We start from the raw sequence: 26,147 nt of genomic DNA on the forward strand, positions 1-26,147 counted from the left end.
CCTAAGAACAATAATCACATGCTCATAAGCAGACCCAATATCCCCATACCGCATTGCTTACTTTTCGGGAGCCTCCACTGGTACAAAACGATTAAAGGCATATATATTGGCGAGCCTGTAAGGGGAGAGGCTCGATGCAAATCCTATCCCTAGTTCGGCTTTATCGGGTTGGTTCACATCCGGAATTCGAATGCCCAACCCTTCTGGCTCTCTATAGACAAGTGTTTCCCCTACTGAAATAAGCTGTTTGTCCACGACTTCACCCGTTTTTAAATCAACAGCGGTGATATAGGTATTACCATTCGGTTTGACCGATCCGTTCGAACCATAAGCGTTACCTTCCAGTAAGTACAAGGTGTTTCCGTAGGAAGCGAAGCCTTGGAAAGTACCCATAGACGGCTGCGGTACATCCGATATTGGGGTATACTGTTTGCGCTTCACCTCTTCTAACGCGTATACACCGAAACGGAAAACACCGTTTTTGCGATAACGCATGGTCAGAAGGCCGTTGGCCGAATCGATATTTACGGTTGTATGTTCCACATTCTCGATAAGACGGTGTTTCTCTAGTTCTGGCGAACTTGTGGACAGAGTCTTATCATTCTCAAATTTAAATCTGGCGATTTGTGTCCCAAAAGTCGCTACGGAATCCGTTTCCGTCCATAGGTAAGCGGTATTGCCCACGGCCTCCACCCCAATCTGAACCCCGTGTCCGAAGCCCTTAAGAGACATATGGCCAAGCTTATTTCCTGAGAAATCCAGTTTCGTTAAAGTCAAGTCGCCGTTCAATGCACGGTCTGCGTTGCTTACAGGCTTCGTCTCGCCTGGCAGCTGATTTCCACCTGACATGACCTGCACAAAATAAATATGCTGATTCACGTTATCGAAGGCAAAGGATTGCAGGACCGTCCCGTCTTGCAGCGCTTTTTCATGAAGCAGCTCCGTCGCCTGCCCCGACAGCACAAATCTTTCTGATTTTGGTATAGACCTTTCTGTACTATTGCAGGATGATAACACAGCCAATAGACTACATAGAGCGATTCCCGTGATCGCTTGAAATAAAACTTTTACCCTGGTTGTCATGAAACAGCTGACACCTCCCTGGATCATTCACAGAAATCAACATTTGCAGCTATTATACTAGTGGTAACAGCTTATTTCTTTATAATTCTTTCCACTTCTTTCTTTAATATGGCCAGAGTGGACTCAATATCTTTGTTGTCATACATGATCGCCTCGATTGTCTTGAAATACTCCTGTATGATCTCCGGCCAAGCGGAATGCTTATTGGTGTCGACCGCATACTGAAGTTGTTCATAGGCCACCTTATTATTCGGTTGTTTCGCCCATAGATCCTTAATTTCCTTAGACTCGACCATTTTCTTGGTGAATGGAAGATAACCGGAATCCAGAACGTACTGCAAGCCGCCTTTTGGATCTGTCATCATCCAGTGCATAAACTCCCATGCCGCCTCTTTATTTTTTGAACCTGACATCAAGGAAATGTTCCCTCCACCGGTTGGAACCGCATAAGCTTGATCCTTTGGTAAGAAGGCAGTTACGTAATTAAATTTAACGTTATCCATAAGACCGCCGATGGAGCCAGTAGAATTGTACATCATACCTACCTTACCGCTGATAAACATATTATTCACAATATTTCCAGAATCTTTAGCTGGCGGGTAGTACAAAGCCCCGGTATTTTGTTGATCTTTGAGGTATTTAAACATTTTAACGCCTACTCCGTTGTCGAACCCGATAGAGGTGCCTTCATCGTTAAAAAACTTGCCTTTGGCCTGAGTAATGAAAGCCAACATATACCAGGTACTATAAGGCATCGTAAAACCGTAGCGTTTATATTCACCGTTTTCTTTAATGACTAGTGCTTTGGATACTTTTTCCAGTTCCTCCCATGTTTGCGGGATGGCAAGTCCTGCCTCATCCAGCATCGTCTTGTTGACATGTAAAATTGGAGTAGAACGGTTTAACGGCACGGCTATCAGTTGTTTATTATGGAACGAGTCCCCCATTAAGCCGGGTAGGAAGTCATCGACGCTCATTCCAGATTTCTTCATATACGGATTCAGGTCTTCCAAAACGTTGGATTCCGCGAACAATCCAACAAAACTGCGGTCCAACATAGAGATATCCGGTGCGGTTTTGGCGGCAACCCCTTGCTGCAGCTTGGTAACCGTTTCTTCATAACTGCCCTGGTAGGTTGCTTCAACCTTGACCTTCTCTTGGGATTCGTTGAAGCGTTTGACCATTCCATCAATGTAATCTTTATTTTTCCCGCCCATGGAGTGCCAAAACTTCACAGTAGGTTTCTCTCCGCCTCCTGTTGGAGTCGAAGGTGCGGCTGCGGACTGGGTGACCGCTTTGGGATCTGTGCTCTGTGGCTGATTGCCAGCATTTTGTTGTGGTTGACCACTAGAGCAGGCAGCGAGCAAACCAGACAGTATCGTTGTCGCGAGTACAATTCCTGTTGCCTTTTTCTTCATTGAAGCACCTCCATTTGGTATAAAATTACTAAAATGTTTTTGGTAGCGTATTCACAATTGAAGGAAAGTACGTATCTATTGCTGTAGCAATAGATACTACGAACACTAAGGCAGATACCCTTCACTTAGCCGATTTCTGTCAATGGTCCGTGCAGCGGTATACGGTTCATCAGGTTACTGTAACTGGCCAGAACCTATTTACAGAATGGGACTGGCCATGTTCCAGAATTAAAACGAAAGCTGATACGAAAATAGAGCGCAGTATAATCACCAAATCGATGAAACGTATCGATTCAGCTGCAAAAGGCCTTTATAGCACCTCTGACTACTTTAATTCTTGCTCGACCAGCTTAACGTGCTGCAGCAGCACATCCAGCGGGGTGTTGCGCCGATACTCAAGAGTTGCATGGAACGGGTGCTTCGCGCTTCGCAAGGCCTCCCATACTCCAGTCCACTCCATTGTGCCCTCACCGATGGGCAGGTGTAAATCGCCAACGGCATCATTATCGTGCAAATGTACGGCGCTGAGCCGCGAGCCCAGCTCACGTATCAGGGCTGGCGTATCCCAACCATTAATGTGTGCATGCCCTACATCGACAAGTGCCGAAATAGTCGGGATTTCTTCAAACAAGCGAACGAATTCCTCTTGGTCGAACAAGGCAGTCTTACGAAACCCGACATTTTCTACAGCCATATCAATCCCGAGCTTTTGCGCTTCTTCTCCGAGCCGTTTTAAATTTTCCTTGGCATAATACTGAGACTGGCTGCGCAAAAATAACGGAGTTGAATACAGACTCGGATGAACGACAACTTGTTCAGCGCCGATTTTTGCACTCCATGCCAGCGATTGCTTATAGATCTCAAAAGAATAATTACGTACAACTTCATAGCGTGCTGAGGCTAGGTTGAGCTCCCATATAGGCGAATGCACGCTGATCGGTCCAGTATGATGCTGAAACCGTTCGAATTCAACGGTCCAATTAATAGGATCGGTCCAATTCGGACCGTCCATTGCAATTTCCAATCCACCCTGCCAACAGTCTAGTAATTCCTTGCTATCGTCAATTCGGTCCATGTAGGGTAGCAGATTAATAAAAATAGCCAATTGAGTGACCTCCCGAATAAATTGTGCTTAAATACCGATTAGGCATGTTCGAGGTTAGCAGCTCGCGACTCGATTTGCTTGCGAATCTCCAGGGCAGGCACCAGATCGTTAACGGTCATCAGCTTAATCCCGCAGCCCAGCGAATAATAAACCTGCTGATCGGTATCAGGGCAATACGACCAAGTCCGTATTCCCATATCGTCAAACTCCTTCACCAGCTCTGGTGTTAATATCTTCATATTAAAACCTACTGACCACATCTTGGAATACGTTCCATTGGGGCCGGGCACAAAATTACTCATCTGGTTGGAAGGGAAGCCCTGTATTTTCAGCTGGTAGACATCATGCAGATAACCCAAAAGCTCAGCATCAAAGCAGACAAACGCACAACGGGCAAGGTAACCATATTCCTTAAGCATGGCAACTGCCTGATCGGCAACCTCCTTGGCATCAGGACTCGTTTTAATTTCGACAAGTAACAACACTTCCGGATAGGCTTTAAGCATCTGGCACATCTCATCGAAGGAAGGAATCTTAAGCCCCTCGAACACGCTGCCGAACCATCCGCCCGCATCCAGTTGCTTCAGTTCAGCCAATGTATAATCACTCACTTTGCCGGAACCATTCGTTGTACGGTCCAGGGTCTCATCGTGAATCACTACTACTTCATGATCCTTGGAAAACCTAAGATCAAATTCCAGCATATCCGCCCCAAATTCCAGTGCCTCCTGGAATGCCAGAAGCGTGTTCTCCGGATATTTGGATTTCCAGCCTCTATGCGCAGAGACAATAAAGGAAGTACTGTTTTCGATTCGATCAACCATTCTGCATCCATCCTAACCTATTTTTTTAGAAGTCGCTCTGCTTCTTTCTTTAAGGTACCCAGAGTGGCCTCAATATCTTTGTCATCGTACATGATCGCCTCAATGCTCTTGAAAAACTCCTGCATAACCTGCGGCCATGCTGCGTTCTTATTCGTGTCAATGGAGTACTGCAGCTGCTCATAGGCCACCTTACGATTCGGTTGTTTGGCCCACTGATCTTTTATTTCCTGAGATTCAACCATTTTTTTGGTGAACGGCAGATAACCGGAATCCAGCACGAACTTCAGGCCGCCCTTCGGGTCTGTCATCAACCAGTTCATAAACTCCCATGCCGCATCTTTATTTTTTGAACCCGACATCATGGAAACGTTGCCTCCCCCGGTAGGGTTCGCATAAACTTGATCCATTGGCAGGTAAGCTGTTACGTAATCAAATTTGACATTATCCATCAAACCGCCGATAGAGCCGGTAGACTGCATCATCATGCCGACCTTACCGCTGATAAACATCTGATTCACGATCGTTCCTGAGTCTTTAGCCGGCGGGTAATACAAAGCCCCGGTGCTTTGTTGCTCTTTGAGGAATTTAAACATTTTGACGCCTTCCCCGTTACTGAATCCGATGGAAGTGCCTTCATCATTAAAAAACTTGCCCTTAGCCTGGGTAATCATGGCCAACATATACCATGTATCATATGGCATTGTATAGCCGTAGCGCTTATACTCACCATTTTCTTTAACGACCAGCGCATTCGCAACCTTTTTTAACTCATCCCATGTTTTTGGTATGGCAAGCCCTTTTTCATCCAGCATCGTTTTGTTGACGTGCAGAATTGGGGTAGAACGGTTAAATGGCAAAGCTACCAGTTTTTTATTATAGATAGAGTCTCCCATTAATCCAGGATTAAATTCTTCTATGTTCAAATTCGACTTCTTCAAATGTGGAGTCAGGTCTTCTAAGACATCGGCATCTGCAAACATTTTGACGAATGCGCGTTCTAGCATAGCGATGTCCGGTGAGGTTTTAGCGGCAACAGCCTGCTGCAGTTTGGTAACCGTTTCATCATAGCCACCCTGATAGGTAGCAACAACCTCGATTTTGGCTTGGGATTCATTGAAGGATTTGACTACTCCTTCAACGTAATCTTTATTTTTTCCACCCATGGAGTGCCAGAACTGCACTTTTGTTTTCTCTCCTCCACCAGTTGGAGCAGCTGCAGGTGCGGCTGCGGGCTGGGTGGCCGCTTTGGGCTCTGTGGACTGCGGCTGATTTCCAGCGCTTGGCTGTGGTTGACTGCTTGAGCAGGCAGCAAGCAAGCCTGACAGCATCGTCGTTGTAAGTACAATCCCCGTTACTTTTTTCTTCATTGTAATACCTCCATTTAATAGATGTGATTAGGATAAAGGGATTAAACTTTTGCTATTTGATCCCTGAATACACGAATGCTTTGACAATTTGCTTGGAGCAAAAAAAGTAAACGATAAGAATCGGCATGACCAAGACGACGTTTCCTGCCATGATGATGTGCCAGTTCGTGACACCTTCTGTCTGTCTCAGCATGGCGATTCCAATCGTAAGCGGACGAACCCAAGTCGAATCCGTCATGACCAGAGGCCAGAAATAATCGTTCCAATGGCCCACAAAACTAAAAAGCGAGATTGTGGCCAATGCCGGCAAAGACATCGGAATCATGATTTTCAGAACAATATTGAACTCGCTAGCGTTATCCAGTCTGGCTGATTCGATGATTTCCTGTGGAATCTGCATGAAAGACTGACGCAGCAGAAAGATCCCAAAGGCGCTGGTCATAAAAGGAATAATTTGCGGCAGGAGCGAATCGATCAACCCCCACTCCGCCAACATTAGATAAACAGGGATGAAGGTAACCTGCCCCGGAATCATGAACGCGAGCAGGATCAAAGCGAACAGGATTTCTCTCCCCACAAATTTGTATTTGGCAAATGAAAATGCGGCCGGGATCATCACACACAATTGCACAAGGATGATGGAAAAGGTAATAATGATCGAATTTTTAGCATAGTTGAGAAAAGGCCCGGCATTCATAGCCACCTCAAAATTGACCCACTGAAGCGCTGCTGGTATCAATGTAGGCGGGAACGTCAATGTTTCCTCAATGGTTTGCAGCGAGGTTGAGATCATCCAGAGAAAGGGAAAAATAAAAATGATGATCATGGCTACTTTCAACAAAAAGCCCAAGGTCCATTTCACGTATTTAAGTTCAAATGTCATCGCTTGCAGTGCTCCTTTCTATTCCTCCGGGCTGCTTATTGATAATGTACTTTTCTGGACAACAACCGGAAGTAGACAAATGTCAGCACCGCAATGATCGCCATCAAGACAACCCCTGTAGCAGAAGCATAACCGATACTATTTGTCCTAAACGCATAAATATAATAAACAATGGTCGCAGTTGAACCGTTCGGACCGCCTCCGGTCATGATATTCACGGTATCAAAAACCTTGAAGGAGCCTATCGTCATAATGATCAATATAAAAAACAACTGCGGTGAGATGAGCGGCAACGTTATTTTGTAAAACACCTTGAACTTGCTTGCGTTATCCAGTGCCGCAGCCTCATAGATGCTGGCCGGTATGCCTTGGAGTGCAGCCACGATAATTAAGGTGTAGTAACCGATATTATGCCATACAGATACGATAATCACCGATATCATAGAGCTATTAGAGCTTTGCAGCCACTTGGATGGCGGTAAACCGACAGCCTTTAACACGAAGTTTAGCAAACCGTGATTAGGCTCCATCAGCAGCATCCACACCATCGCAATAGAGACGATGGAAATGATATGCGGCGTAAAAAGGCTGGCTTGCACAAGCGCATTGAATCTCGTTTTTTTATTAAGCCATACGGCAATCACCAGTGATATAAGCAGCGTCAGCACGACGACCCCTACGGTGTAAACCACTGTGTTCGTGAGAGCCGTATAAAAATCCCCACGACTAAAAATTTGCGTATAATTGTCAGTTCCGATGAATTGACTTTTGTCTTTATTCATTAAGTTGTATTTATAGAAACTTAACTTAATTAAATAGCCAACTGGGTAGACGACAAACAGAATGACGCCGATCATGGCAGGCAGCACCAGGGCATACGGACGAATCGCTTCCCAAATTCTGCTTCTATCCATGACGCTGTCCTCCCAGTACCTTCAAATAGTCAGTGAAACGGTTATCGTTCCTGTCTATGCGATTTTCATCCGCTCCAAAGAAAAATATTTTGGCAGCATCAACCCCGAGGTAGATATGCTGATCGACGGAAAACAAGTCCTCCACGCATTTAATCATGAAGGAATGACGATCACTTTTCACTTGGTAGATCGTTTCGGAGCCAAGCATTTCCCTCGTGGCGATGACCCCACGGATAGTAAAATGAGACTCGCTCGGTTCGACCGACAAGACGGCACTCTCCGGACGGAAACCGAATTTCACCCCATCCACTCCCAAATCGCCTACATTCATCGGTGGCATACCGACAAATTGTGCAGTGAACAAGTTGTTCGGCTGACGATAGATACCATCTGGTGGAGCCTCTTGCTGAATCTTTCCTTTATTCATCAACACGATCGTGTCGGCCATTGACATCGCTTCCACTTGATCGTGAGTAACATAAACAAAGGTTGACCCCAGCTTTTTATGCATTTCAATCAATTCGATCCGCATCTGCACTCTAAGCTTGGCATCCAGATTAGACAATGGCTCATCCATCAGAAATACGGATGGTTTTTTCACCATGGCGCGGGCTAAAGCAACACGCTGACGCTGTCCACCAGATAGGGTAGACGGCTTGCGGTCCAGATATTCATTGAGTCCAACTGTGGCACTGATGCTCTCCACCAGCTGGGTTCTTTCCTCTTTGGGCACTTTATTATTCTTCAATCCGAATTCAATGTTCTCCCTCACCGACATCGTCGGGTAGATCGCATAGTTTTGAAACACCATGGCCACACCTCTTTGGCCTGGTGCAATACGCGTCACATCCTTACCATCGATGAGTACCGATCCCGATGTCTGAGGGTCAAGTCCCGCAATCATCCGTAGCAGCGTCGTTTTCCCACAGCCTGATGGACCTACCAATACAGTGAATTTGCCATCTTCAATCTTTAAACTCAAATCCTTGATGACAACGCTATCACCAAACGACTTTGTCACTTGTACGAATTCAATGGATGCCAAGAGCAATCCTCCTCCTCAAATCAATAGGTTCATTCAGCAATTGCCCATTTTCCTCTCTTCTTAAGACGGTTTTCAAAACTCCCCTGATACATGTGTCTGTACATCATTCATATTTCGAATGATGGGCCATCCAACCGCTCACCTCCCTTAATCACTAAAACCGGTTACTTTTGCCCGTAATAAGCCCCGACACCATGCTTGCGCAAATAATGTTTATCTAATAGCGCTTGATTAAAAACATTCTCACTCTGGTTTAATTGAGTGGTGTGGTAGGCCATTTTGGCGACCTCTTCCAGAACAACAGCATTGTGCAATGCTGAATGGGCATTGTCGCCCCAGCAGAAGGGAGCGTGATGATGCACTAATACCCCCGGCACTTCCATAGGATCTTTTCCGGCAAAGGTTTCGATAATGACATTGCCTGTCTCAGCCTCATAGTCATTTTTGATTTCGGCATCAGTCATAGGCCTTGTGCAGGGTACCGGCCCATAATAATAATCGGCGTGAGTCGTACCCATAGGAGCAATAGACCTCGCAGCTTGTGCCCAAATAGTAGCCCAAGGTGAATGGGTATGAACAATGCCTCCAATATTGGCAAATGCCCGATACAATGCCAAATGCGTCGGAAAGTCGGAAGATGGCCGCAGACTTCCTTCAATCTGCTTTCCCTCCATATCCATAACTACCAAATCAATCGCTTTCATTTTGTCATACGGAACCCCGCTTGGCTTTATGACAATAAGACCTGCTTCTCTATCGATGCCGCTTACATTTCCCCAGGTGAAGGTGACCAGTCCATATTTCGGTAAATCCAAATTTGCTTCCAGCACTTCTTCTTTCAACTGCTTTAACATGCTCATGCTCCCTTTCCTTCACTTCGTACTTTTATAATTTCCTGAGTGAGCATGCAGGAAGGGCTGTAAATGGATCTACCCTATTCGCTGCAGCTCAGGTTAAAAAATCAGGCACTCTGCGCTTTCTGTTGATCAATTACATCATCTATATATCGATCCAGCTCACCTTGGCCAAACAAAAAGTCTAAAATCGTATACCGGTGCCGCAGCTCCTTGGCATGTATGAAGGTTTCCCGCAATATCGCTTCATCCACCCCAATAAATCCGATTTCCCATGGAATGCCCATAGCAGTAATCGCCTGCTTCACTTGTTCAAAGAGCTCAATCTCAGGCTGTAAATACGCCAGCAGCTTCTCGGTAGTCGGTTCGTTCGTTTTCCAGTGCACCCGGTTAGCTTCCATCCATTCCTGTTTTCTCAACTGGGCATCTATCACTTCATTCGCTGATGCTTCATAAAACTTCTGAGTTTCCTGCTTCCACGTTTCAGAAAGTGTATAGGGTACAGGATCCTTAATCGCTTTTAATTGGGAAATGTTTTTATAAAATTCAATGATCCAATGTGTCGCGAATCCAACTTGAATACCGTGCGGCGCATACTCTCGCAAATGCTTGCTTGCAAAGAAATCCCATATGTGTGAGCAATGATGCTCGCTGCCACTAGCCGGACGGGGGCTTCCAGCCATCGCGATGGCAATACCGGATTGAACAAGCCCCATAAACAAAGTGCTCACCGCTTGCACGTCCCTCTTCTGGAGTCCCTCAATATTCTGAATGCTCTCGATTAGAGGCTTACGTATAAGCTCATATGCGTTCTCACAAAAGTACTCCCCATATAAGAAATGACCCAGCTTCCAATCTGAGATTGCCGTAATCTTGGCAATCAGGTCTCCAAATCCGGATTGGATCAATACCCACGGCGCTGAGCTTAGTACACTCGGCTTTGCAAAAATCGCTTCAGGCGTTTGCGCCGACTTCGTTACCTTCAGTCCATTCAATAGCAAGGGAGCAACATCTGATGTAAAGGCATCTCCTGAAGGGGCCGTAGGGATTGAAATGTAGCGAATCCCTTCTTGAAATGTTGTAAATCGCACAATGTCATTAATGACTCCGCCCCCAACAGCAAGCACAACATCCGCTTGGTAGGTTCTTATTTGCCCCGTTACCCTTTCTATTGCCTTCTCATCAGGCAGTAAGCGGGTATTCCCGGTAAACACAAAAGCTTTTGGCGATAAACGATCATGCTCTAAGGTATCAAATACAGCTTGCCCGAGCACTTGGTTAGCATTATCGTCTGCAACAATCAATATTCGTTTCAACTGCTCTTGCTGTAGGTATTGCGATAGCTTAGATAGCATATCTTCGCTTACCTCAATCAGCTTAATAGGAATATCGTGAGCTTTTCCGCATACACACTGTTCACTTGAACTCATCATTGGATCCGTAACTTTCATAGCTGCCTCTCCACCTTCCATCCCGTCCCGTTTTCCGGGTATCACTTTTTTTAAATTTTATGAGTGTTTATGCCAAAGTAAAGCGCTTACACTATTGACTTCTGACCTAATTTTAAATGCGAACTTCAGCTCATTGGTTCTAATCGTTACGGACTTACAGCCAACTTGATGAAGTTCAATGTAAAAAAAGGATAAACCCTCACTAAAAAATAAAATTTACTATCTTTTATTATCTTTTAATTCATATTTAGACTTTATAACATTATTTTTTAGCTGTCAACACGATATTAATTATCTTTTATTATTTTATTGTATCGTTAACTTCGTTTTAGTATGTATTTTATTTTATACGGTAACCTTTCATTGACTCTATCCTGTTGGAATTGATATTATGGATTGGATGTACTAACTACTCAAGTTATGAAGGTGAATGGATTGCCTAAATTGTTCGCTTCCGAAAGAAGAACGAAAATATCCGAATATTTAAATGAACATAAACGCGCAACGACTACTGAGCTCTGCAAGCTGCTCAAAGTAACTCCTGCGACATTGCGATCGGATCTGGATTTCCTGGAATCTGAAGGACTTCTTGAGCGTACGCATGGGGGAGCGACGATGAAAGCAAGTGGGAGGACCGAATACCATTTTGCCACCCGTCAGTTGAATAACCTGGACAAGAAATTATCTATTGCCAAGGCCGCTGCCAAATTGGTTACACCCGGACAATGTATTATTCTTGATGCCAGTTCTACCGCCTTTGAGCTTTCCAAAGTATTAGCCCAAAAGGAAATGCGGCTTACGGTGATCACAAACGGAATTTTTTCCGCAATGGAATTGAGCAACAATCAGCTGATTACCGTCATCTTGATTGGAGGTGTCGTGCGAAGTGGGTCTCCTGTTCTAGAAGGCAAGCTTGGGAGCTCCATCTTGTGTCAGTTTGATATCGATACCATGTTCACATCTGCTACCGGCTTTAGCTATGAAGATGGCCTATCCGATTTTAATGTCTATGAGGTGGAAATCAAAAAATTGATGGCTAAGTTTTCACGCAATGTCGTAGCTCTCCTGGACAGCAGCAAAATCGGCATCAGCTCTATTGCCACATTTGTATCCACCAAAGAACTTAGCACGATCATTACAGACCAATACCCGGATCCCCACCTTTTGGAAAAACTGCAAAAAGCCAAAATCAAAGTGATTTTGACCAAGTAAAAATCCTGTTTAGACAGTTGCTAAACAGGATTTCTGGTTATTTAGAAATCAAGCAGAGAAGCTAAGGATGACTTGTCATCCTTAATTCACTAATCATTTTTGCGATCCACAAAATAACGACAGGTATCGAAATAAAACTCTGCGTTTTTATGAGCATCAAGTGTCATCTTGAACTTTTCAATAGTCCATCCGTCAGACAGACGCTCAGAAGTAAACTGTCTGCTCAAGTGGGATAGAACCGTTAGATCATGAATTACACCAACTTCATGCTAGACAGATCTTGAAATGTTAAATAAGGCCTTGTATACAATCAAACAAGCCTCACCTCTGCTTACAGGTGAAAGATCATCAGGTATAAAGCTCTGCTCTATGCCTTGGTTATTGTGGATATCCAACTCACGTTCAACTAATTGGCGGAATCTCTCACCACTTACAAGCTCTGCAGTCTTGCACATCTCCCGCTCTTGATACAGCTTCCGTGCCGATTCCATCGGATTCAACCTGCCCTTAAGCAAGCTTCCGAATGCAGCTAGCCAAATACTGGCGGTATGCCCATCAAGTAATTCATCCGGTCTTGCATCGTAATCACCAAAGAACCCTTTAGCTCCGAAAAACTGTACAGCCGGAACCCATTCCTGATCCGTGGACATATCAAACTCATTAAAAAAGCTGATCATCACCTGATTTTCCACCAATTTACGAATCAAATGATCTGCATCCAGCTTACCTGGAGCAATTCCCTGTTCAGCTGCCAAAGTGACGGCGAACGCCGCAGATTCCCCCATCTGTATGAATACAGGTTCGAGCCGCAGGGTGCCCCAACCCATATGCGAGCAGGATAAGCAGATCGTTACCAGCAGGTTATCGATATCCTTTGGCAGTAATGAACGATATGGAATTTGTGAAGGCCGCGTAGCTTCAGACAAACATAGCACACCGTCATTCGCGCTCCCCGGCAGCCTATCCACCGTACAATCATGGCAACTTAACGGCCATTCGGCAATACCAACCGAGTCGTAATGAATCGGTGTCCTATTCAGAGCCTCCGCACGAATTGCATCATGCTCCGTGAAAATGTGGCGTCCGACCATTCGCCGGCCCTCTCGCACTAAGATTTCATAGGGAAAGTGCCCATTACTTGCAAACTCATCCTTAGGCAGTCCCCACCGCAAGGCCTCCTGCCGGACATCGGGACGTACGGCCTCATCATTCTGTAGAAAATACAACATCCCTAATGCAAACTCGGCATGCTCACGAATAATTTCCTCCCGGCGTACCCAATCGGCAGTCGGATACTCGAGCTGAGCGCCTAACAGCAACGCATCGTTCCATGTCAACTTGTCATTCGGGATATGACTGCTTAACCGCCAACTGCCGTCGCTTAGCATCAGATGGCTTCTTAGTACAAAGGTTTCTCCGCGGTTATCCTCCGGTTTTTCTACAATTCCCAAGTAAAGGGTTCGATCATAGGAGTCCGGCTTTGAGGGATATACCCGATTATCAGGATTGCATGTCAAACATACACGGAAATTATATGCCTGAAGGGCATTGTCCCCTTCCCCTGTACTTCCGTCCAATATGATTGAATTTCCAGAAAACGGCTCTAGATTTAGTGTCCCTAAAGCCGCATCCCGCGGGAAGGTACCGCTTTCATTTCGGGTAAATATTTTGCCTGCATGCTGCTCGTTGTACTCTCCGCGGCTCTCTCTGCCCACTTTAAATTCCACTCCTGCAGCCGCGGCCAAATCACCTTCATAGCTCGCATCCACGAACGAATCGGCTTCCAGCCGGAGCCAAGCTCCGTCATCAAAGCTCTGGAAAGTCGCGGCTATCAGTTTGCGGCCTGCCCGCTCCACCGATATCGGGAAATAACGATACAATACCGAAATCCGGCTTTCCGCTTCCACCAACCCCGTGAATACATGCTCGGCCACATGCGGCTCAAAGTGCAGCTTCCGTTTAGTATAACAATCCGCAGCTTGTTGAGAATGCTCACCATAGGTTCTCTTATAGTACTCACGCACTTGCTGAATAAACGTTTCATAGATAGGTGCGCGGAACCCGTCGTACAGATTGTCCGTCACACCCAGTCCCGAGCTCATCACGCCGCCCAAGTGGTTCGTAGCATTGACCACAATGACCTTTAACCCTTCCCTGGCACATCTTACAGCACAAGCTATCCCGCTCGGGGTACCACCAACAACAACGACATCTGCTTTTCGAATAATTGGACTCGCCTCCTCCATCCTACTCTACCTAAATATAGCGATAAAACGCAACAGGGTAGAACTGCGCGCAGCAGTCCCACCCCATTGCATTCCCCCATGCTGATACACACCCATTATACCCTGGGTTAATTAATTACAGTAATGGGTTACATAAATATGTTATACAGCCGGATTTCATTCGTACGAACATTTCCTAAGGACATTTAAAACCAATCGGCATAACCCATCTTTCTCAGGTTATCCGCGGATGTCTTCAAGCAATCAAACGGATCACGTCCGTATACGTCATCCTGCTCTACTAGGAAATACTGGGAGCCGCTCTCAAGACCGGCTTCAATAATACCTTTCATATCGAGGTTACCTTCGCCAACCTCGGCAAATTCAACGACATTCGTGAAAGCTTGCATGAACTTACCCATATCCAGACTGCCCGCTAATGCGCTCATATCGATCTGACCGATCCGATAGTCCTTCAAATGTAAGAGGGCGATACGGCCTGCATATTTCTTTATATACGTGATTGGATTTTCCCCACCTCTTTGAATCCAGTGAATATCAAATTCAAAGCCAAGATGCGTTGTGTTGTTTTTGATAATATCCATCAAGTATTCGCCATCATATTTTTGAAACTCGATATGGTGGTTGTGATAATATAATTCGATTCCATGCTCGGCTAATTTGGCTGCGACACCATCTGCTTTTTTGACAAATTCCATGATCTTATCTTTATTCCCAATGGTTGTTAAAGGAAGCATCCCTATACGTAAAAACTTGCAGTCTAAGGTTTTGCAGTCATTTACAATTTTATCAAAATCAGCAGCCAAGGTTTCGCCAGGCATACCGGGCATCATCGGCTCCAGGGCGGCAGAAAGTGAAGCGATTTGAATATCGAAATCTGCACTGGCTCTCTTGAGCTCGGATACATTGTCAGCCGTCATCGGAATTTGTGAAACCTCTACACAGCGATACCCAAGCTCATTTATTTTTCTCATCGTCTCATACACGCCGATTTGCTCCACTTTCCCTTTGAGCATCATCATTTGAACGCCGATTTTACCCTTTTTCATTGAGATACCTCCATTTGTTGTTCTTCTTCAATCTTTTTATTTAATTCTGCGACGTATTGCTCTTCATCGAATGGAATCTCGACTTCTTGACCCAAAAATCCCGATAGATGGATCGCGTTCGCCAGCCTGACTCCATGAATACCCTCGCTGCCTGCTGCAATTAAAGATGTGCCATCATTAATATTGGCAGCAAAGTTTTCCAATACGGCGATATGCTGAGCGCCCCATACACTTTCAAATTCAAGCACTTCTTCGCTGTAGATTTCAGATGCGCTTTGACCCATGAAAATTTTCATCACATCCTGCATGCTCATCGTCGAACTCATTTCAGGCTCGGGCTTCATGAGGCGTTTGATCGTAATCTTCTTACTGTCATCCACGACGATTTTACCCTTGTCACCTAAAATCTCAAAACGGTCTGTACCGAGAACATCATGCGTGCAAGTAATAAATACACCTGTCGCCCCATTCTCGTAATCAAACATCGCGGTAACCTCATCTTCAACGGTAATCGTTCTTTGGTAGCCGTATTTTACATTCGCATATACCTTCTTCGGCATTCCGCAAATCCACTGCAGCAAATCCAATTGATGCGGCGCCTGATTGACAAGCACACCTCCGCCCTCACCTTTCCAGGTTGCTCTCCATTCACTTTGATCATAGTAGCCCTGCGGTCTCCACCAGGTTGTAATCAACCAGTTCGTCCGGCGTATCTCGCCAATTTCATCCTGATCAATCAGCTCTTTCAGCTTCTGGTACAACGGATTTGTCCTCTGATTGAAGAAAATCGCAAAGGTCAGCTCAGGCTTGGTCGCTGCAAAATCGTTTAATTCTTGGACCTGCTTCGTATACACACCTGCCGGCTTTTCCACCAGGGCGTGAATATCTCGTTTGAGTGCCTCGATTCCCATCTCCGGGTGCAAATAATGCGGTACACATGTCACAATAGCATCAACATCTCCGCTCTCCAGCATGTCGATATAGTTGTCATAGAATGGGATGCCCGGATATTTGTCTGCGCACAAAGCTTTTTTGGCTGGGTCAATGTCACAGATTGCACCGATCACCATGCCCTTCACTTTGCCATCTGCCAAAAATCCTGCATATAATCCGCCTTCTGCTCCCAAACCGATAATTCCCATTTTCACGTTTTTCATTAATGTTTCCTCACTCTCTATAGTTGTAATTTCATGTTCAAGCCATGCTTCACAACAGGGTTTGCCTTTTACTTGTCAAATCAATTGTAAGCTGCTTGGATTGCTGCTTGGTTAATGGATAGAAGAAAACTAAAATGATAAATACTACCAAAAATACGATACCAGGCACCAGAGTAGCAATTGTATGAATCCCATCCAGTGCGCTTTGCGTTTGTATCTTGTGAGTGGCATCATAGCCAACTGCCGTTAACGCTACCCCTCCGATACCGCCTGCAATAGCCTGACCGACCTTACGGGAAAATGAATATACAGAGTACACGGTTCCATCTTCGCGCAAGCCTGTTACATATTCATGATAATCAATCACGTCGGTAACGAACGCCCAAACCACCAGATTAAAAAATGCATAACCAAACATACCAACTGCTGAAATCGCAATAAACGAGATAGAGGATAAATGAGGCAAGAAGTATAAAAGTGTATATACCAAACCTGCGATTAACATACCCACAGAGGCTGTTTCCTTTTTGCCGAATTTGGCTACCAACGGTTTGGCTAGCGGAATTGCTATAAATACGGTGCCGATCTGGATAAAACCAACCAAACTTAGTACAGCTGCATGACCAAAAAAATCTTTAAACAAATAGACGTTGACTGCACCCAAGAGCATATTGCACATCATAAAAATAAGAGATGCGGTTAAAATAGCCAGCAGCGGTTTGTTTCTTAACAATCCTTTTAAGGTTCGGCCGAGATGGGATTTGCGATCCTTGATTTCGGGAGTCACAATCCGTTCCGTAGATAATTTGTAACACGCCATATAACAAGAAATGGACAGTATTCCGAAAATAATAGCCCCTAATGTAAACCGGCTTGCGTCTGCCTTATTGTCTACAAACAAGATCAAAGGTCCTGCTACATTAATGATTAAGCTCGCCAACGAGCCGCCCATCGTTCTAAATGTAGATAAGGTTGTACGTTCCACAGGATCACTCGTAATGACAGAGGCCATGGAGCCGTAAGAAATATTGACTGTGCTGTATAAAGTTCCCCATATGAGGTAGGATACAAAAGCATACGCCAGATAAAAGCCGTCTGACATTCCAGGAATTTTTACAAACATCAGGACACCCGAGATGACGAGCGGAAATGACATTCGGAATATCCATGGCTTAAATTTGCCGTGCTTGCCAGCCTTCCTCGAATCCAGAAACCGGCCCCAGGTGACATCTGCCACAGCATCCCATAAGCGTGCTACGAGGAAGAGCATCCCTACCGTCACAGCGCTAATACCAAAAATATCTGTATAATAAACCATCAAGAATGAGCTTACTAAAATAAAGAAGAAATCATTCCCGAAATCGCCAAACAAATAACCCAATTTATCTCTCAAGCCGAATTTCTTAATTTCCACCATCGTATGCATAGATCTCGCGGTTCCCAGATTTACATGCTGCTCCATTGTTCCCCTCCAATATATGAATAACATCATTCCGTAAGTTCGAATGCCAACTTGAAACTGCTTACAAAAAGAGTATAATCAAATTCAAAACTTACGAGAAGGATGTAAATTGCATTATCAGGACTTATTTCACATGTAAAGGATTTGATCATCGTGATCAAGCATTTTCAACTGACGTCTGCAAGTTTAACCCTTTTCCATGTACTTGATATGAATACCATCATATTAACTCCAGAAGGCTCTGTGGAGATGGCGCATATCCACGACCCCTTGCCCAATTTTTTACTCCAGACGCAGCATGAAGACTTTTTAAGACTTAGCTGGCAAAGCAGGCTGGATCCCCTCCAATGCTGCACATACACGAATGTATTTGGACTTACTTATTTATCCAGATTCTTTGAGTTGGAAGAGGAACAACCCGCTGTTTGGGTAATTGGACCTTTTCTCATGCAGATCCCGGATATGGACAAAATTAATGCGCTATTCCGCACAGAACAAAATAAACAAATGGCTATGGGCGAGTTTGTTCGTTCCTTGAAGCTGCTTAGCAATGCCAGAATCCAGAGTGCCGTTAATATCTTGAACCAAGCAGGTTTCATTCAACAGGTTCCTTATCGAAAATTAAACACACAGCATACGTGGGAACGATTAGATGCCAACGACATCCAGCATATTTTGGCGCAGCCCGATGAAATGGATACGAAAGTTATTGAACTCAGATATGAACTAGAGAAAGAACTTATGAGTGCGGTCGAAAACGGGGATAACAAAATGTTGAAGCATCTCCTGAAGGAAACCAAAAATTTATTTGATTTTTCTGACCGTTTTCCCAATCAGCCTGTCAGGGCTATGAAAAACATGTTAATTGTTTTAAACACATTGTTACGTATGGCAGCAGCCAGAGGAAAGGTTCAGCCGTTTTTTCTGCATCACATCTCCGAGAAATTTTCCAAGCAAATTGAACGCTGCGATAGCATCAATTCCCTGAATGCACTGTTCGATGTGATGTATGAGGAGTATTGCGATTTGGTTAACCGTCGTGCCATCTCTGGATATTCCCCCTTGGTACAAAAAGCAGCTCAACACATTCATGTTTACTTCAGTAAACCTTTGATCCTGCAAGAGCTGGCCCATATTTGTCTTGTTCATCCCTCACATTTATCAAGGCAATTCAGAAAGGAAACGGGGATGACACTAACCGATTATCAGAATAGGACAAGAATCGACCAGGCCAAGCTTTTATTAAAAAAGGCTAACACCTCCATTGACTGGATTGCCGGTCAAGTCGGATTTGATGATGCAGGCTATTTCACTCGTATATTTAATAAGCTGGAAGGCATGACCCCGTCCAGATATAGAAAAGAATTTTGAGCCTCACTTTGTAAAAGATAATAAACAAATAGATGCAAGTTAAAACTTTTTCGGGCTGCCCACACGTCTTACTTGTATACAGACATCAAGTAGTCAATAAAGAGAAAGGTATTGCTAATCATGCCCAACAGGAAAACCGAACAATTACTTACTCGCTGCATTACCGATCACAAGGAACATGTATACCGACTGGCCTACAGTTATGTCAAGAATAAAGAGGATGCGCTCGATATTGTTCAGGACTCGATTTACAAAGCTTTGACGTCGATCGAGCTTCTTAACAAGCCTGAAGCCATCAAGAGCTGGTTTTACAGAATTGTGGTGCACACCTCTTTAGATTTTCTGAGGAAACAAAAAAAGGTTCAAATCGCAGATGAAGAAACGATCGAATCCTTCAGCCCCGGAGCGGCAGACATTTATCCCGATATTGATTTGGAAAAAACGTTAGACAATCTTCCCCTTAAGTATCGAAGTGTCATCGTGCTTAGATATTTTGAAGATTTAAAAATTGAGGAAGTCGCTGACATATTAAATGAAAACGTCAATACGATCAAAACCCGGCTCTATCAGGCACTCCAAATATTGAGGGTCACTATGAATGACGAATCTGCCACGGAGGTACAATAATGGATACCCAATTCAAAAAGCTGCAGGATGAATACAAGCAGGTCCCCATTCCTGAGGAACTGGACCTTATCGTCAACCGAGCCTTACGTAAAAGTAGAAAAAAACGGATTCCCTCTAAATGGCTAGCTGGAGTTAGTGCGGCGGCGCTGCTTTTTGTTATCGGAATCAACACCAGCACGACGGTGGCTAATGCTTTTTCCGCAATACCCGGGGTCGAGAGTATAGTCAAGGTGCTCACTTTTAAAGAGTATAAGATTGACGAGCCCAACTATAATGCAGACGTTAAGGTTCCCGCCATTACCAATCTCGATAATAAAGCATTAGAGCTTGAGCTCAACGAAAGATATTTGAAGGAAAACAAACAGCTGTATGATCAGTTTCAGACTGAAATCGAAGAATTAAAGAAAAATGGAGGCGGTCACTTAGGGCTAGATACGGGGTATGAGGTGAAAACGGACAACGATCAACTATTGTCTATCGGCAGATACGTAGTCAATACCGTAGGCTCATCTTCAACAACCATGAAATATGACACGATAGATAAAATGAATCAACTATTATTGAATCTACCGATGTTATTTAAAGATGATCGATATATGAGTGTAATTAGTGATAATATCAAGGAACAAATGAGAGCACAAATGAAGGCAGATGCTAATAAGATCTATTGGATTTCAACTGAAAAAAATGACGTCCCCACAGAGGAATTTATGAGCATTAAAAAGGATCAAAACTTTTATATTAACAATGAGGGTAAATTGGTTATCTCCTTTGATAAATACGAGGTGGCTCCCGGCTACATGGGAATTACAGAATTCATCATTCCAACCGATGTGCTTGCTGACGTTCTGGTTAGTCATCATTATGTTAAATAAGTTATCCAATCCAAAATCTCTTGATGATATTGCCATCATCCATCACAAATTCGGATTCAAACACGCCGCCGTGCTTCAGAATGGTCTTTTCCGAACCGATGTTGTCTTTGTCGCATACTAACAGCACCTTATCCAAGCCCATTGCCTTCGTGATTTGTAAGGTGCGGGCCAATAGAGCACTCGCGTACCCTTTGCGTCTATAAGAGGGTCGTATTCCATAACCAATATGTCCGCCGCTGTTCATGAGCTTCAGATTCAATCGATGACGGATGTTCGCCGCGCCTACGAGAAGGTTGTCCTCATTCATCAGCCAGTAGGTCGAGTGAGGAACCCAATGAGGATTGGTTAACTTCTCCTCGCTATCCTCTGAATATAAGGACTCCAGCATTGCCGTGAAATCGCTGGGGTCCTTTTCGACTACCCAGGGTACGATATCTTCACCGCTGCTTATCCAGTCGTCATAGAACGACAAATAGGCTTCACGGTATTCCATGGAAGGTTTAACCAGTCGAATGGTAGGCATCGCAATCACTCCTGATTCATTTTTTTAATCACATGATCAGCTTGCAGATTTGTTACAGTTTAATATTGTTGGATATTCGCAAAAAAAGATTTGCTGATAAAATTAACATTACCTTCACGAGTGATTAAGGTTAAATTAATTAACCACTGGTATCCTATCAATACCCCTCCTCTTACATTAATGGTCAGACCCACATCATGTATATGATGCGGGTCTGATTTGCGTTTATTACATTTGCCCTATCTATAGGCGTCACCAGCGGCTGCGTACCCCCCCCGATATCACACGTTAAACCATTCGTTATGCCAAAACCGTTATCGCTTACGGTAATTGCTATACCGTCCAGCCTTTGTGTCACTCTTATTGTGACAATTCTCTCTGGATATGATGTATGATACCATGTCAGGTCAAAGCCTGCACGTACATATTGGGCAAAAACCTCCAGACCAAGGCGTTCGCGGATCGAACGGTCAGCTCATAGCTTCTCCCTGCTTCGTCCATGCCCCTATAAATTCAGTATCCCTGTAGGCAAAAAAGCTTTTCAAAATCTCTTCCCGATCGTCGAGGAATAGCTGGTCTGTCACGGTTGTTACGAGCTTTGGAATCCCATATCGCATACCTGAAAGTGCAGAGGCGGAAATCCCGCAGCTGATCAATGCCGAATAACTAAAAGTAAAAAGTCCGTCCAGCTGCTTTTGGCCCTCTTCAGTACGGCTTAAGAAAGCGAACCCAGAGCTAAGGTAAGGATGCGCGTCAAGCACAGGATTGGCCAGCTCTTCCGGAGCTTTGTAGCGGTCGCGCCAGCGGGCAATATGGGTTTCAACAAGACTCAGCTCGGGGCGCAAGGCAGGATCAGTGAGCAAACCCGTGCTAATAATCAGAAAATCGAAGTGGTATGTGCCTTGAGGCGTAGTTACCAATGCCCCCTCACCAATTGCCTCTACATCAAGCCACGGCGCATTCAAATGAACATTAAATCCAGGCCATGAAGCCGCACGTTCAAACGTATCGTTGGTCGGCGGCTGGTTGTGTTTAAAGAAATGGGCAATAGCCGCATATTTATCAGCGTCCGACAAGGCTGGAAAATGCTCGATCATACCGGAAACCTCCATCTGGCGGATCGGGTTGATACGAGGAATCTCCTTGCGGCGGACGAATACATGGGCCTCATCCACACCTTGGGACAATGCGAAATTGGCATTATCAAAGGCCGAAGCTCCACCACCCAAAACAGCCACCTTTTTGCCCTTAAGCGCTTCAAAGTCAATAGCCTCAGAGGTATGAGCGTAAAGATGCCTCGGTAAGTTGTCGGCAATCAGGGGAGGAACATGCCATTCGCCACCCCCTTGAATCCCCGTGGCCAGAATGACCTTGCGCGCCAGCAATGGACTGGATGAGACACCCGCTCCCTCCACATGCAGTCGGTGGATGCCATATTCTGTAGGCTCAATCAGCTTCAGCTTAACCTCATTGATGACGGGCAGATTGAGAATTTTCCGATACCAACGCAAATAATTCATCCAGTCGCCCCGCGGAATCTTGACCAAAGCCTCCCAGCCTTCCGGCCCCACTTGCGCCTCCCACCACGAGCGGAATGTCAGAGAAGGAATTCCAAGATCAATAGAGGTTAGATGCTTAGGCGTGCGCAGCGTCACCATTCGGGCATAAGTTTCCCAAGGCCCTTCCAATCCTTCGGAGTTTTCGTCGATGACCAGAATATTGGATACTCGCTCACGCAAAAGACCGAAGGCCGCACCTAATCCGCTTTGACCCCCGCCGACGATCACTACATCATATACATGTCCATCAGGATGGTTAAGCGGTCGTACCCAATTCGGCCCACCGTAAGCGAGATAGGAAAGATCCATTTTCACCCGTTCGTTCAAAGCCTCTAAGCTCATCATTGATCATTCCTTTCTGTACGACCTAAATTAAATGTAAGGAAAGTTACAACAAAAAGAATTTTTATTCAATTATACACTTATATACGTTATGTTTCATGACATAAAAGTGCTATTGCCCTCATTTTATCGCTTCTAACCTGACATTTCAATTTGATCTACTGTTTATTGTAATTCGATCTAAATTTTAATGAGCTAATTGTTCAAAAAAACAAAGTAAACAAAAAGCCGAGTGCAAAATGCACCCGACCTCACGATCAACCCTATTTCTTCTCCTGTATCCAGCCATCGCCTGACCAGGTTCGGATTAGTATCCAGTCATTCCAGCGTTCCAAGGTCTCAACCTCCTGCGGCTCCAATTGGCCGAGCAGCTCTGCCTCGTTCGCTTTGGGGTATTTATAAATAGCTGACTTTTCCTTCAGGTTGATGCGATTCGGATAACTCTCACTATGTCCATGAAGATAAGACACGTGATTCAGTCGTACCCACCTCGGACCGAGCCATGTTGGTATGCGGTACCAATCCCCCATACGGGCATCCGATGTAACCTTTGCTTCCTTCAATTCCCCGCCAGTAGGAAACGAATCACTGGGGCGATTGTACAGCTGCACCGGCTCAAGCAGTTGAATGTTTTCCTCGACCTTTTCAATCGGGTAGCGCTCCCGCCACAGCTTATACCCTTCTGAAGCCAGAAAAAGGCCGAGCGACTGATTTTTCTCCCATATGTCAGTAAACGTCCACAGGGGCAGCTCGGTTTCTTCTTGATACGGTCCTAGTTCAGCGGTAAAACCGGGTCGCCCAAATTGCACAATAAACCAATCCGTGAAGCCGCCGCCCGAAGGATCCTTTTCCGGTTTGATTTGACTGTATCCTGTCATGGCACTTATCGTGTCGGCCATTTTTTTATCGCGCGCAACATATTCCGAAGCCGTATTGAAATGCCAATATAACACTTCACCTGAGGTGTGATAGGAAAGGGCGATTTCCGGGTCACTCTCGTATGTAAATCGAATCATGCTGAGGGCTTCCGCTGTTTCCACCGACTCTGAGCCCTTATAGTTTTTGAATGTCGGGTACTGGGGAGAATTACGAATGCCCGTCCACATCGCAGGATACTGACGGTTAATATCGATTCCTGTCGCATTGGCTTTCCAGCGTTTAAAATTGTTGCTGCCGCCGTTCATACTGAGCAGGTAAGCATGGTACGATTCAGGAAAAGCATTCAGCCCTTCCTGCTGAAGCGTCACACCATCCGGATTGACCATCGGCACAAACCAGATCGAACACTGATCCAGCAATTGACGAACAGGATAATGTTCATATTTCATATTATGCTCATAGGCATACGCGTAACGGTCTATCATATATAGGATTAGATTTGTCCCCATCCATTCTCTGGCATGCTGAGACCCATCTATGAGGATAGAGGCATCCCCTTTCCCGACTTTTACCGCCTTAATATCCCGGCCAAACCCTGTTGTCCCAATTGACTTTACCTCAATTAATTCAGGATAAGCAGCTGCCAGCTGGTCAATTTGCTGCGTCATCATTTCATACGTGTACACCTGATAGGGATCCACGATCTCCTTGCTCACCGATTGCGCATCCGAAGCTATGACTACCACATTCCCCATCATAAGTAGGATTGCTAGAATAGCTGCCAGCACTTGCAGCAGCTCTCTACTCTTTCTCTCTGTGCCCAAGTCTCTCTCTCCTATTATGTATGATTACTCTTCCAGAGGAAGAATTTACAAAAATGCTTAGTTATTTTAATATATATCCGACAAAAAAACCATATTTCCGGCTGTATTTTACAAGAAAGCTTCAGGAAAATGGTATTTTTTTAATAGTTTCATTAAAATAAAAGCATTGAGAGAGAGTAGACTAGTGGCAGCATTCAGAGCGAAAAGAATTCGACTTCTTCATACTATGCTTTATCCTGCTTTATTCATACACCATTACCCAATACCTTTCATCGGCACCTCCTTCTTCAACAACCTTTTTCCAGCCATTATTTTCGTAGAACTGCATTGCCTTTTGATTCTTCGATACACATTTCAAGGTTACTGGTTTATTCATTTTTTCTATGGCAGAATAAAGTAGTTGACTACCAACACCCTTCCCTGAAAAATCAGGGTGAACAAATAAATTATGAATAAAATTATCCGGCAAGTCGGATTCCCTTGCTGCTCTAATTTTCAAAATTCCACACTCTCTTTCTTCTCATGGAGTTCATCCATCATAGTATAGCCTAATAGGATACACGTCAGTAGGAGATTATTTCCACGCCAGCGATGGAAAGGATGATAGATATGATGGGTAAGATTGTTGGAGGCTGGTTGGTTACAACGGCTGGCTATTTCCTTACGCTATTCGCTATGTTTACACTGTATCCCATAATTTTCAATCAACCCGCTGATCACAATTGGGATCTATCCGGCACTTTTATTGGTGTACCTTTGATTATCGTACCGTATCTGCTTGCAGGACTATATGTAAAAAGGGCTTTTGCCAAAAAACGCTCTGGCGCACTATGGGTCAGCATAATTCCTGTAATTAGTGAGCGTTTATTGATATACTTAATCGGTCATTTATTAATACTTGGTGGAGGCGATGGATCGACCAATGGTATGACAACTATGATGTTCATCCGTGGAGAAGCAGCACCTTACTATACGTATACTTATATCATCTGTGGTGTATTCAGCATTTTGGTTTGCATGATTACGGCTGCAACTCAACCTAAGGTGGAGCTAGAACACTAAGTCATAAAATAAGCC

At 44.7% G+C, this 26,147-nt stretch carries 23 protein-coding genes and 1 pseudogene; 5 read left to right on the plus strand and 19 right to left on the minus strand.

Features of this window, described 5'->3' with window-relative positions:
• Positions 1-57 precede the first annotated feature (57 nt).
• From NST47_RS36595 to NST47_RS36640, 10 genes are all read right to left on the minus strand, one after another.
• Positions 58-1,083: a phage baseplate protein gene (locus NST47_RS36595; RefSeq protein WP_341159489.1), complete on the minus strand. Its 1,026-nt coding sequence runs from the start codon at positions 1,081-1,083 to the stop codon at positions 58-60.
• Between the two features lie 71 nt (positions 1,084-1,154).
• Positions 1,155-2,501 (minus strand): ABC transporter substrate-binding protein, encoded by a 1,347-nt coding sequence (locus tag NST47_RS36600; RefSeq protein WP_341159490.1) that lies wholly within the window; start codon positions 2,499-2,501, stop codon positions 1,155-1,157.
• A 325-nt stretch (positions 2,502-2,826) separates the two neighbouring features.
• Positions 2,827-3,606 carry a sugar phosphate isomerase/epimerase family protein gene (locus NST47_RS36605; RefSeq protein WP_341159491.1) on the minus strand — a complete coding sequence of 260 codons (780 nt, stop codon included), beginning with the start codon at positions 3,604-3,606 and terminating at the stop codon, positions 2,827-2,829.
• A gap of 38 nt (positions 3,607-3,644) precedes the next feature.
• Positions 3,645-4,430 carry a glycerophosphodiester phosphodiesterase family protein gene (locus NST47_RS36610; RefSeq protein ID WP_341159492.1) on the minus strand — a complete coding sequence of 262 codons (786 nt, stop codon included), beginning with the start codon at positions 4,428-4,430 and terminating at the stop codon, positions 3,645-3,647.
• A 17-nt stretch (positions 4,431-4,447) separates the two neighbouring features.
• On the minus strand, positions 4,448-5,797 hold the full coding sequence (locus NST47_RS36615) for an ABC transporter substrate-binding protein (protein ID WP_341159493.1): 1,350 nt from the start codon (positions 5,795-5,797) through the stop codon (positions 4,448-4,450).
• A gap of 52 nt (positions 5,798-5,849) precedes the next feature.
• The gene (locus NST47_RS36620; RefSeq protein ID WP_341159494.1) at positions 5,850-6,680 is read right to left on the minus strand and encodes a carbohydrate ABC transporter permease; all 831 of its coding nucleotides are present in this window, start codon (positions 6,678-6,680) and stop codon (positions 5,850-5,852) included.
• A 35-nt stretch (positions 6,681-6,715) separates the two neighbouring features.
• Complete coding sequence (locus NST47_RS36625; protein WP_341159495.1) at positions 6,716-7,594, minus strand: carbohydrate ABC transporter permease; 879 nt, start codon at positions 7,592-7,594, stop codon at positions 6,716-6,718.
• The gene (locus NST47_RS36630; protein WP_341159496.1) at positions 7,587-8,639 is read right to left on the minus strand and encodes an ABC transporter ATP-binding protein; all 1,053 of its coding nucleotides are present in this window, start codon (positions 8,637-8,639) and stop codon (positions 7,587-7,589) included. Before NST47_RS36630 ends, NST47_RS36625 begins: the two co-directional genes overlap by 8 nt.
• A gap of 164 nt (positions 8,640-8,803) precedes the next feature.
• Positions 8,804-9,493 carry an L-ribulose-5-phosphate 4-epimerase gene (gene araD / locus NST47_RS36635; protein WP_341159497.1) on the minus strand — a complete coding sequence of 230 codons (690 nt, stop codon included), beginning with the start codon at positions 9,491-9,493 and terminating at the stop codon, positions 8,804-8,806.
• 107 nt (positions 9,494-9,600) lie between these two features.
• A complete protein-coding gene (locus NST47_RS36640) occupies positions 9,601-10,944 on the minus strand; it encodes a sn-glycerol-1-phosphate dehydrogenase (protein WP_341159498.1) in 1,344 nt (447 codons plus the stop codon).
• A gap of 420 nt (positions 10,945-11,364) precedes the next feature.
• On the opposite strand from NST47_RS36640, the gene NST47_RS36645 reads away from it, so the two are divergent.
• A complete protein-coding gene (locus NST47_RS36645) occupies positions 11,365-12,156 on the plus strand; it encodes a DeoR/GlpR family DNA-binding transcription regulator (RefSeq protein WP_341159499.1) in 792 nt (263 codons plus the stop codon).
• An 89-nt stretch (positions 12,157-12,245) separates the two neighbouring features.
• On the opposite strand, the gene NST47_RS36650 is transcribed toward NST47_RS36645, so the two are convergent.
• The 5 genes from NST47_RS36650 to NST47_RS36670 all read right to left on the minus strand — a co-directional run bounded on the left by NST47_RS36650 (position 12,246) and on the right by NST47_RS36670 (position 18,070).
• Positions 12,246-12,383, minus strand: coding sequence for a hypothetical protein (locus NST47_RS36650; protein WP_341159500.1), 138 nt, complete (start codon positions 12,381-12,383; stop codon positions 12,246-12,248).
• A 42-nt stretch (positions 12,384-12,425) separates the two neighbouring features.
• Positions 12,426-14,402, minus strand: coding sequence for an FAD-dependent oxidoreductase (locus NST47_RS36655; RefSeq protein ID WP_341159501.1), 1,977 nt, complete (start codon positions 14,400-14,402; stop codon positions 12,426-12,428).
• Positions 14,403-14,587: 185 nt separating this feature from the next.
• Positions 14,588-15,451 carry a sugar phosphate isomerase/epimerase family protein gene (locus tag NST47_RS36660; RefSeq protein WP_341159502.1) on the minus strand — a complete coding sequence of 288 codons (864 nt, stop codon included), beginning with the start codon at positions 15,449-15,451 and terminating at the stop codon, positions 14,588-14,590.
• Entirely contained in the window at positions 15,448-16,608 is a 1,161-nt protein-coding gene (locus NST47_RS36665) for a Gfo/Idh/MocA family protein (RefSeq protein WP_341159503.1), read from the minus strand. The genes NST47_RS36660 and NST47_RS36665 overlap by 4 nt, the downstream gene beginning before the upstream one ends.
• Before the next feature lie 49 nt (positions 16,609-16,657).
• Positions 16,658-18,070 (minus strand): MFS transporter, encoded by a 1,413-nt coding sequence (locus NST47_RS36670; RefSeq protein WP_341159504.1) that lies wholly within the window; start codon positions 18,068-18,070, stop codon positions 16,658-16,660.
• A 153-nt stretch (positions 18,071-18,223) separates the two neighbouring features.
• On the opposite strand from NST47_RS36670, the gene NST47_RS36675 reads away from it, so the two are divergent.
• From NST47_RS36675 to NST47_RS36685, 3 genes are all read left to right on the plus strand, one after another.
• On the plus strand, positions 18,224-19,441 hold the full coding sequence (locus tag NST47_RS36675; RefSeq protein WP_341159505.1) for a helix-turn-helix transcriptional regulator: 1,218 nt from the start codon (positions 18,224-18,226) through the stop codon (positions 19,439-19,441).
• Between the two features lie 120 nt (positions 19,442-19,561).
• Positions 19,562-20,068 carry a sigma-70 family RNA polymerase sigma factor gene (locus tag NST47_RS36680; protein WP_341159506.1) on the plus strand — a complete coding sequence of 169 codons (507 nt, stop codon included), beginning with the start codon at positions 19,562-19,564 and terminating at the stop codon, positions 20,066-20,068.
• On the plus strand, positions 20,068-20,943 hold the full coding sequence (locus tag NST47_RS36685) for a DUF3298 and DUF4163 domain-containing protein (protein WP_341159507.1): 876 nt from the start codon (positions 20,068-20,070) through the stop codon (positions 20,941-20,943). The genes NST47_RS36680 and NST47_RS36685 overlap by 1 nt, the downstream gene beginning before the upstream one ends.
• A 1-nt stretch (position 20,944) precedes the next feature.
• On the opposite strand, the gene NST47_RS36690 is transcribed toward NST47_RS36685, so the two are convergent.
• The 4 genes and pseudogenes from NST47_RS36690 to NST47_RS36705 all read right to left on the minus strand — a co-directional run.
• Positions 20,945-21,466, minus strand: a complete 522-nt coding sequence (locus tag NST47_RS36690) for a GNAT family N-acetyltransferase (RefSeq protein ID WP_341159508.1) — start codon at positions 21,464-21,466, stop codon at positions 20,945-20,947.
• A gap of 470 nt (positions 21,467-21,936) precedes the next feature.
• Positions 21,937-23,367 (minus strand): NAD(P)/FAD-dependent oxidoreductase, encoded by a 1,431-nt coding sequence (locus NST47_RS36695; protein ID WP_341159509.1) that lies wholly within the window; start codon positions 23,365-23,367, stop codon positions 21,937-21,939.
• Between the two features lie 263 nt (positions 23,368-23,630).
• Positions 23,631-25,070, minus strand: a complete 1,440-nt coding sequence (locus tag NST47_RS36700) for a M14 family zinc carboxypeptidase (RefSeq protein ID WP_341159510.1) — start codon at positions 25,068-25,070, stop codon at positions 23,631-23,633.
• 241 nt (positions 25,071-25,311) lie between these two features.
• Positions 25,312-25,539 (minus strand): annotated as a pseudogene (locus tag NST47_RS36705) (GNAT family N-acetyltransferase); the annotation flags it as partial.
• Positions 25,540-25,682: 143 nt separating this feature from the next.
• Here NST47_RS36705 and NST47_RS36710 point away from each other — a divergent pair.
• Positions 25,683-26,132: a hypothetical protein gene (locus NST47_RS36710; RefSeq protein WP_341159511.1), complete on the plus strand. Its 450-nt coding sequence runs from the start codon at positions 25,683-25,685 to the stop codon at positions 26,130-26,132.
• Positions 26,133-26,147 lie beyond the last annotated feature (15 nt).

Origin of the sequence: Paenibacillus sp. FSL H8-0034, from assembly GCF_038000305.1 — a bacterium.
Classification (GTDB): Bacteria; Bacillota; Bacilli; order Paenibacillales; family NBRC-103111; genus Paenibacillus_S.

What these genes read in the sequence shown, in the direction of transcription:
- NST47_RS36595 (WP_341159489.1), bottom strand. Translation starts at nt 1,083, where the DNA reads ATGACAACCAGGGTAAAAGTTTTATTTCAAGCGATCACGGGAATCGCT.
- NST47_RS36600 (WP_341159490.1), bottom strand. Translation starts at nt 2,501, where the DNA reads ATGAAGAAAAAGGCAACAGGAATTGTACTCGCGACAACGATACTGTCT.
- NST47_RS36610 (WP_341159492.1), bottom strand. Translation starts at nt 4,430, where the DNA reads ATGGTTGATCGAATCGAAAACAGTACTTCCTTTATTGTCTCTGCGCAT.
- NST47_RS36615 (WP_341159493.1), bottom strand. Translation starts at nt 5,797, where the DNA reads ATGAAGAAAAAAGTAACGGGGATTGTACTTACAACGACGATGCTGTCA.
- NST47_RS36620 (WP_341159494.1), bottom strand. Translation starts at nt 6,680, where the DNA reads ATGACATTTGAACTTAAATACGTGAAATGGACCTTGGGCTTTTTGTTG.
- NST47_RS36625 (WP_341159495.1), bottom strand. Translation starts at nt 7,594, where the DNA reads ATGGATAGAAGCAGAATTTGGGAAGCGATTCGTCCGTATGCCCTGGTG.
- araD (WP_341159497.1), bottom strand. Translation starts at nt 9,493, where the DNA reads ATGTTAAAGCAGTTGAAAGAAGAAGTGCTGGAAGCAAATTTGGATTTA.
- NST47_RS36640 (WP_341159498.1), bottom strand. Translation starts at nt 10,944, where the DNA reads ATGAAAGTTACGGATCCAATGATGAGTTCAAGTGAACAGTGTGTATGC.
- NST47_RS36645 (WP_341159499.1), top strand. Translation starts at nt 11,365, where the DNA reads ATGAAGGTGAATGGATTGCCTAAATTGTTCGCTTCCGAAAGAAGAACG.
- NST47_RS36655 (WP_341159501.1), bottom strand. Translation starts at nt 14,402, where the DNA reads ATGGAGGAGGCGAGTCCAATTATTCGAAAAGCAGATGTCGTTGTTGTT.
- NST47_RS36660 (WP_341159502.1), bottom strand. Translation starts at nt 15,451, where the DNA reads ATGAAAAAGGGTAAAATCGGCGTTCAAATGATGATGCTCAAAGGGAAA.
- NST47_RS36665 (WP_341159503.1), bottom strand. Translation starts at nt 16,608, where the DNA reads ATGAAAAACGTGAAAATGGGAATTATCGGTTTGGGAGCAGAAGGCGGA.
- NST47_RS36670 (WP_341159504.1), bottom strand. Translation starts at nt 18,070, where the DNA reads ATGGAGCAGCATGTAAATCTGGGAACCGCGAGATCTATGCATACGATG.
- NST47_RS36680 (WP_341159506.1), top strand. Translation starts at nt 19,562, where the DNA reads ATGCCCAACAGGAAAACCGAACAATTACTTACTCGCTGCATTACCGAT.
- NST47_RS36685 (WP_341159507.1), top strand. Translation starts at nt 20,068, where the DNA reads ATGGATACCCAATTCAAAAAGCTGCAGGATGAATACAAGCAGGTCCCC.
- NST47_RS36690 (WP_341159508.1), bottom strand. Translation starts at nt 21,466, where the DNA reads ATGCCTACCATTCGACTGGTTAAACCTTCCATGGAATACCGTGAAGCC.
- NST47_RS36695 (WP_341159509.1), bottom strand. Translation starts at nt 23,367, where the DNA reads ATGAGCTTAGAGGCTTTGAACGAACGGGTGAAAATGGATCTTTCCTAT.
- NST47_RS36710 (WP_341159511.1), top strand. Translation starts at nt 25,683, where the DNA reads ATGGGTAAGATTGTTGGAGGCTGGTTGGTTACAACGGCTGGCTATTTC.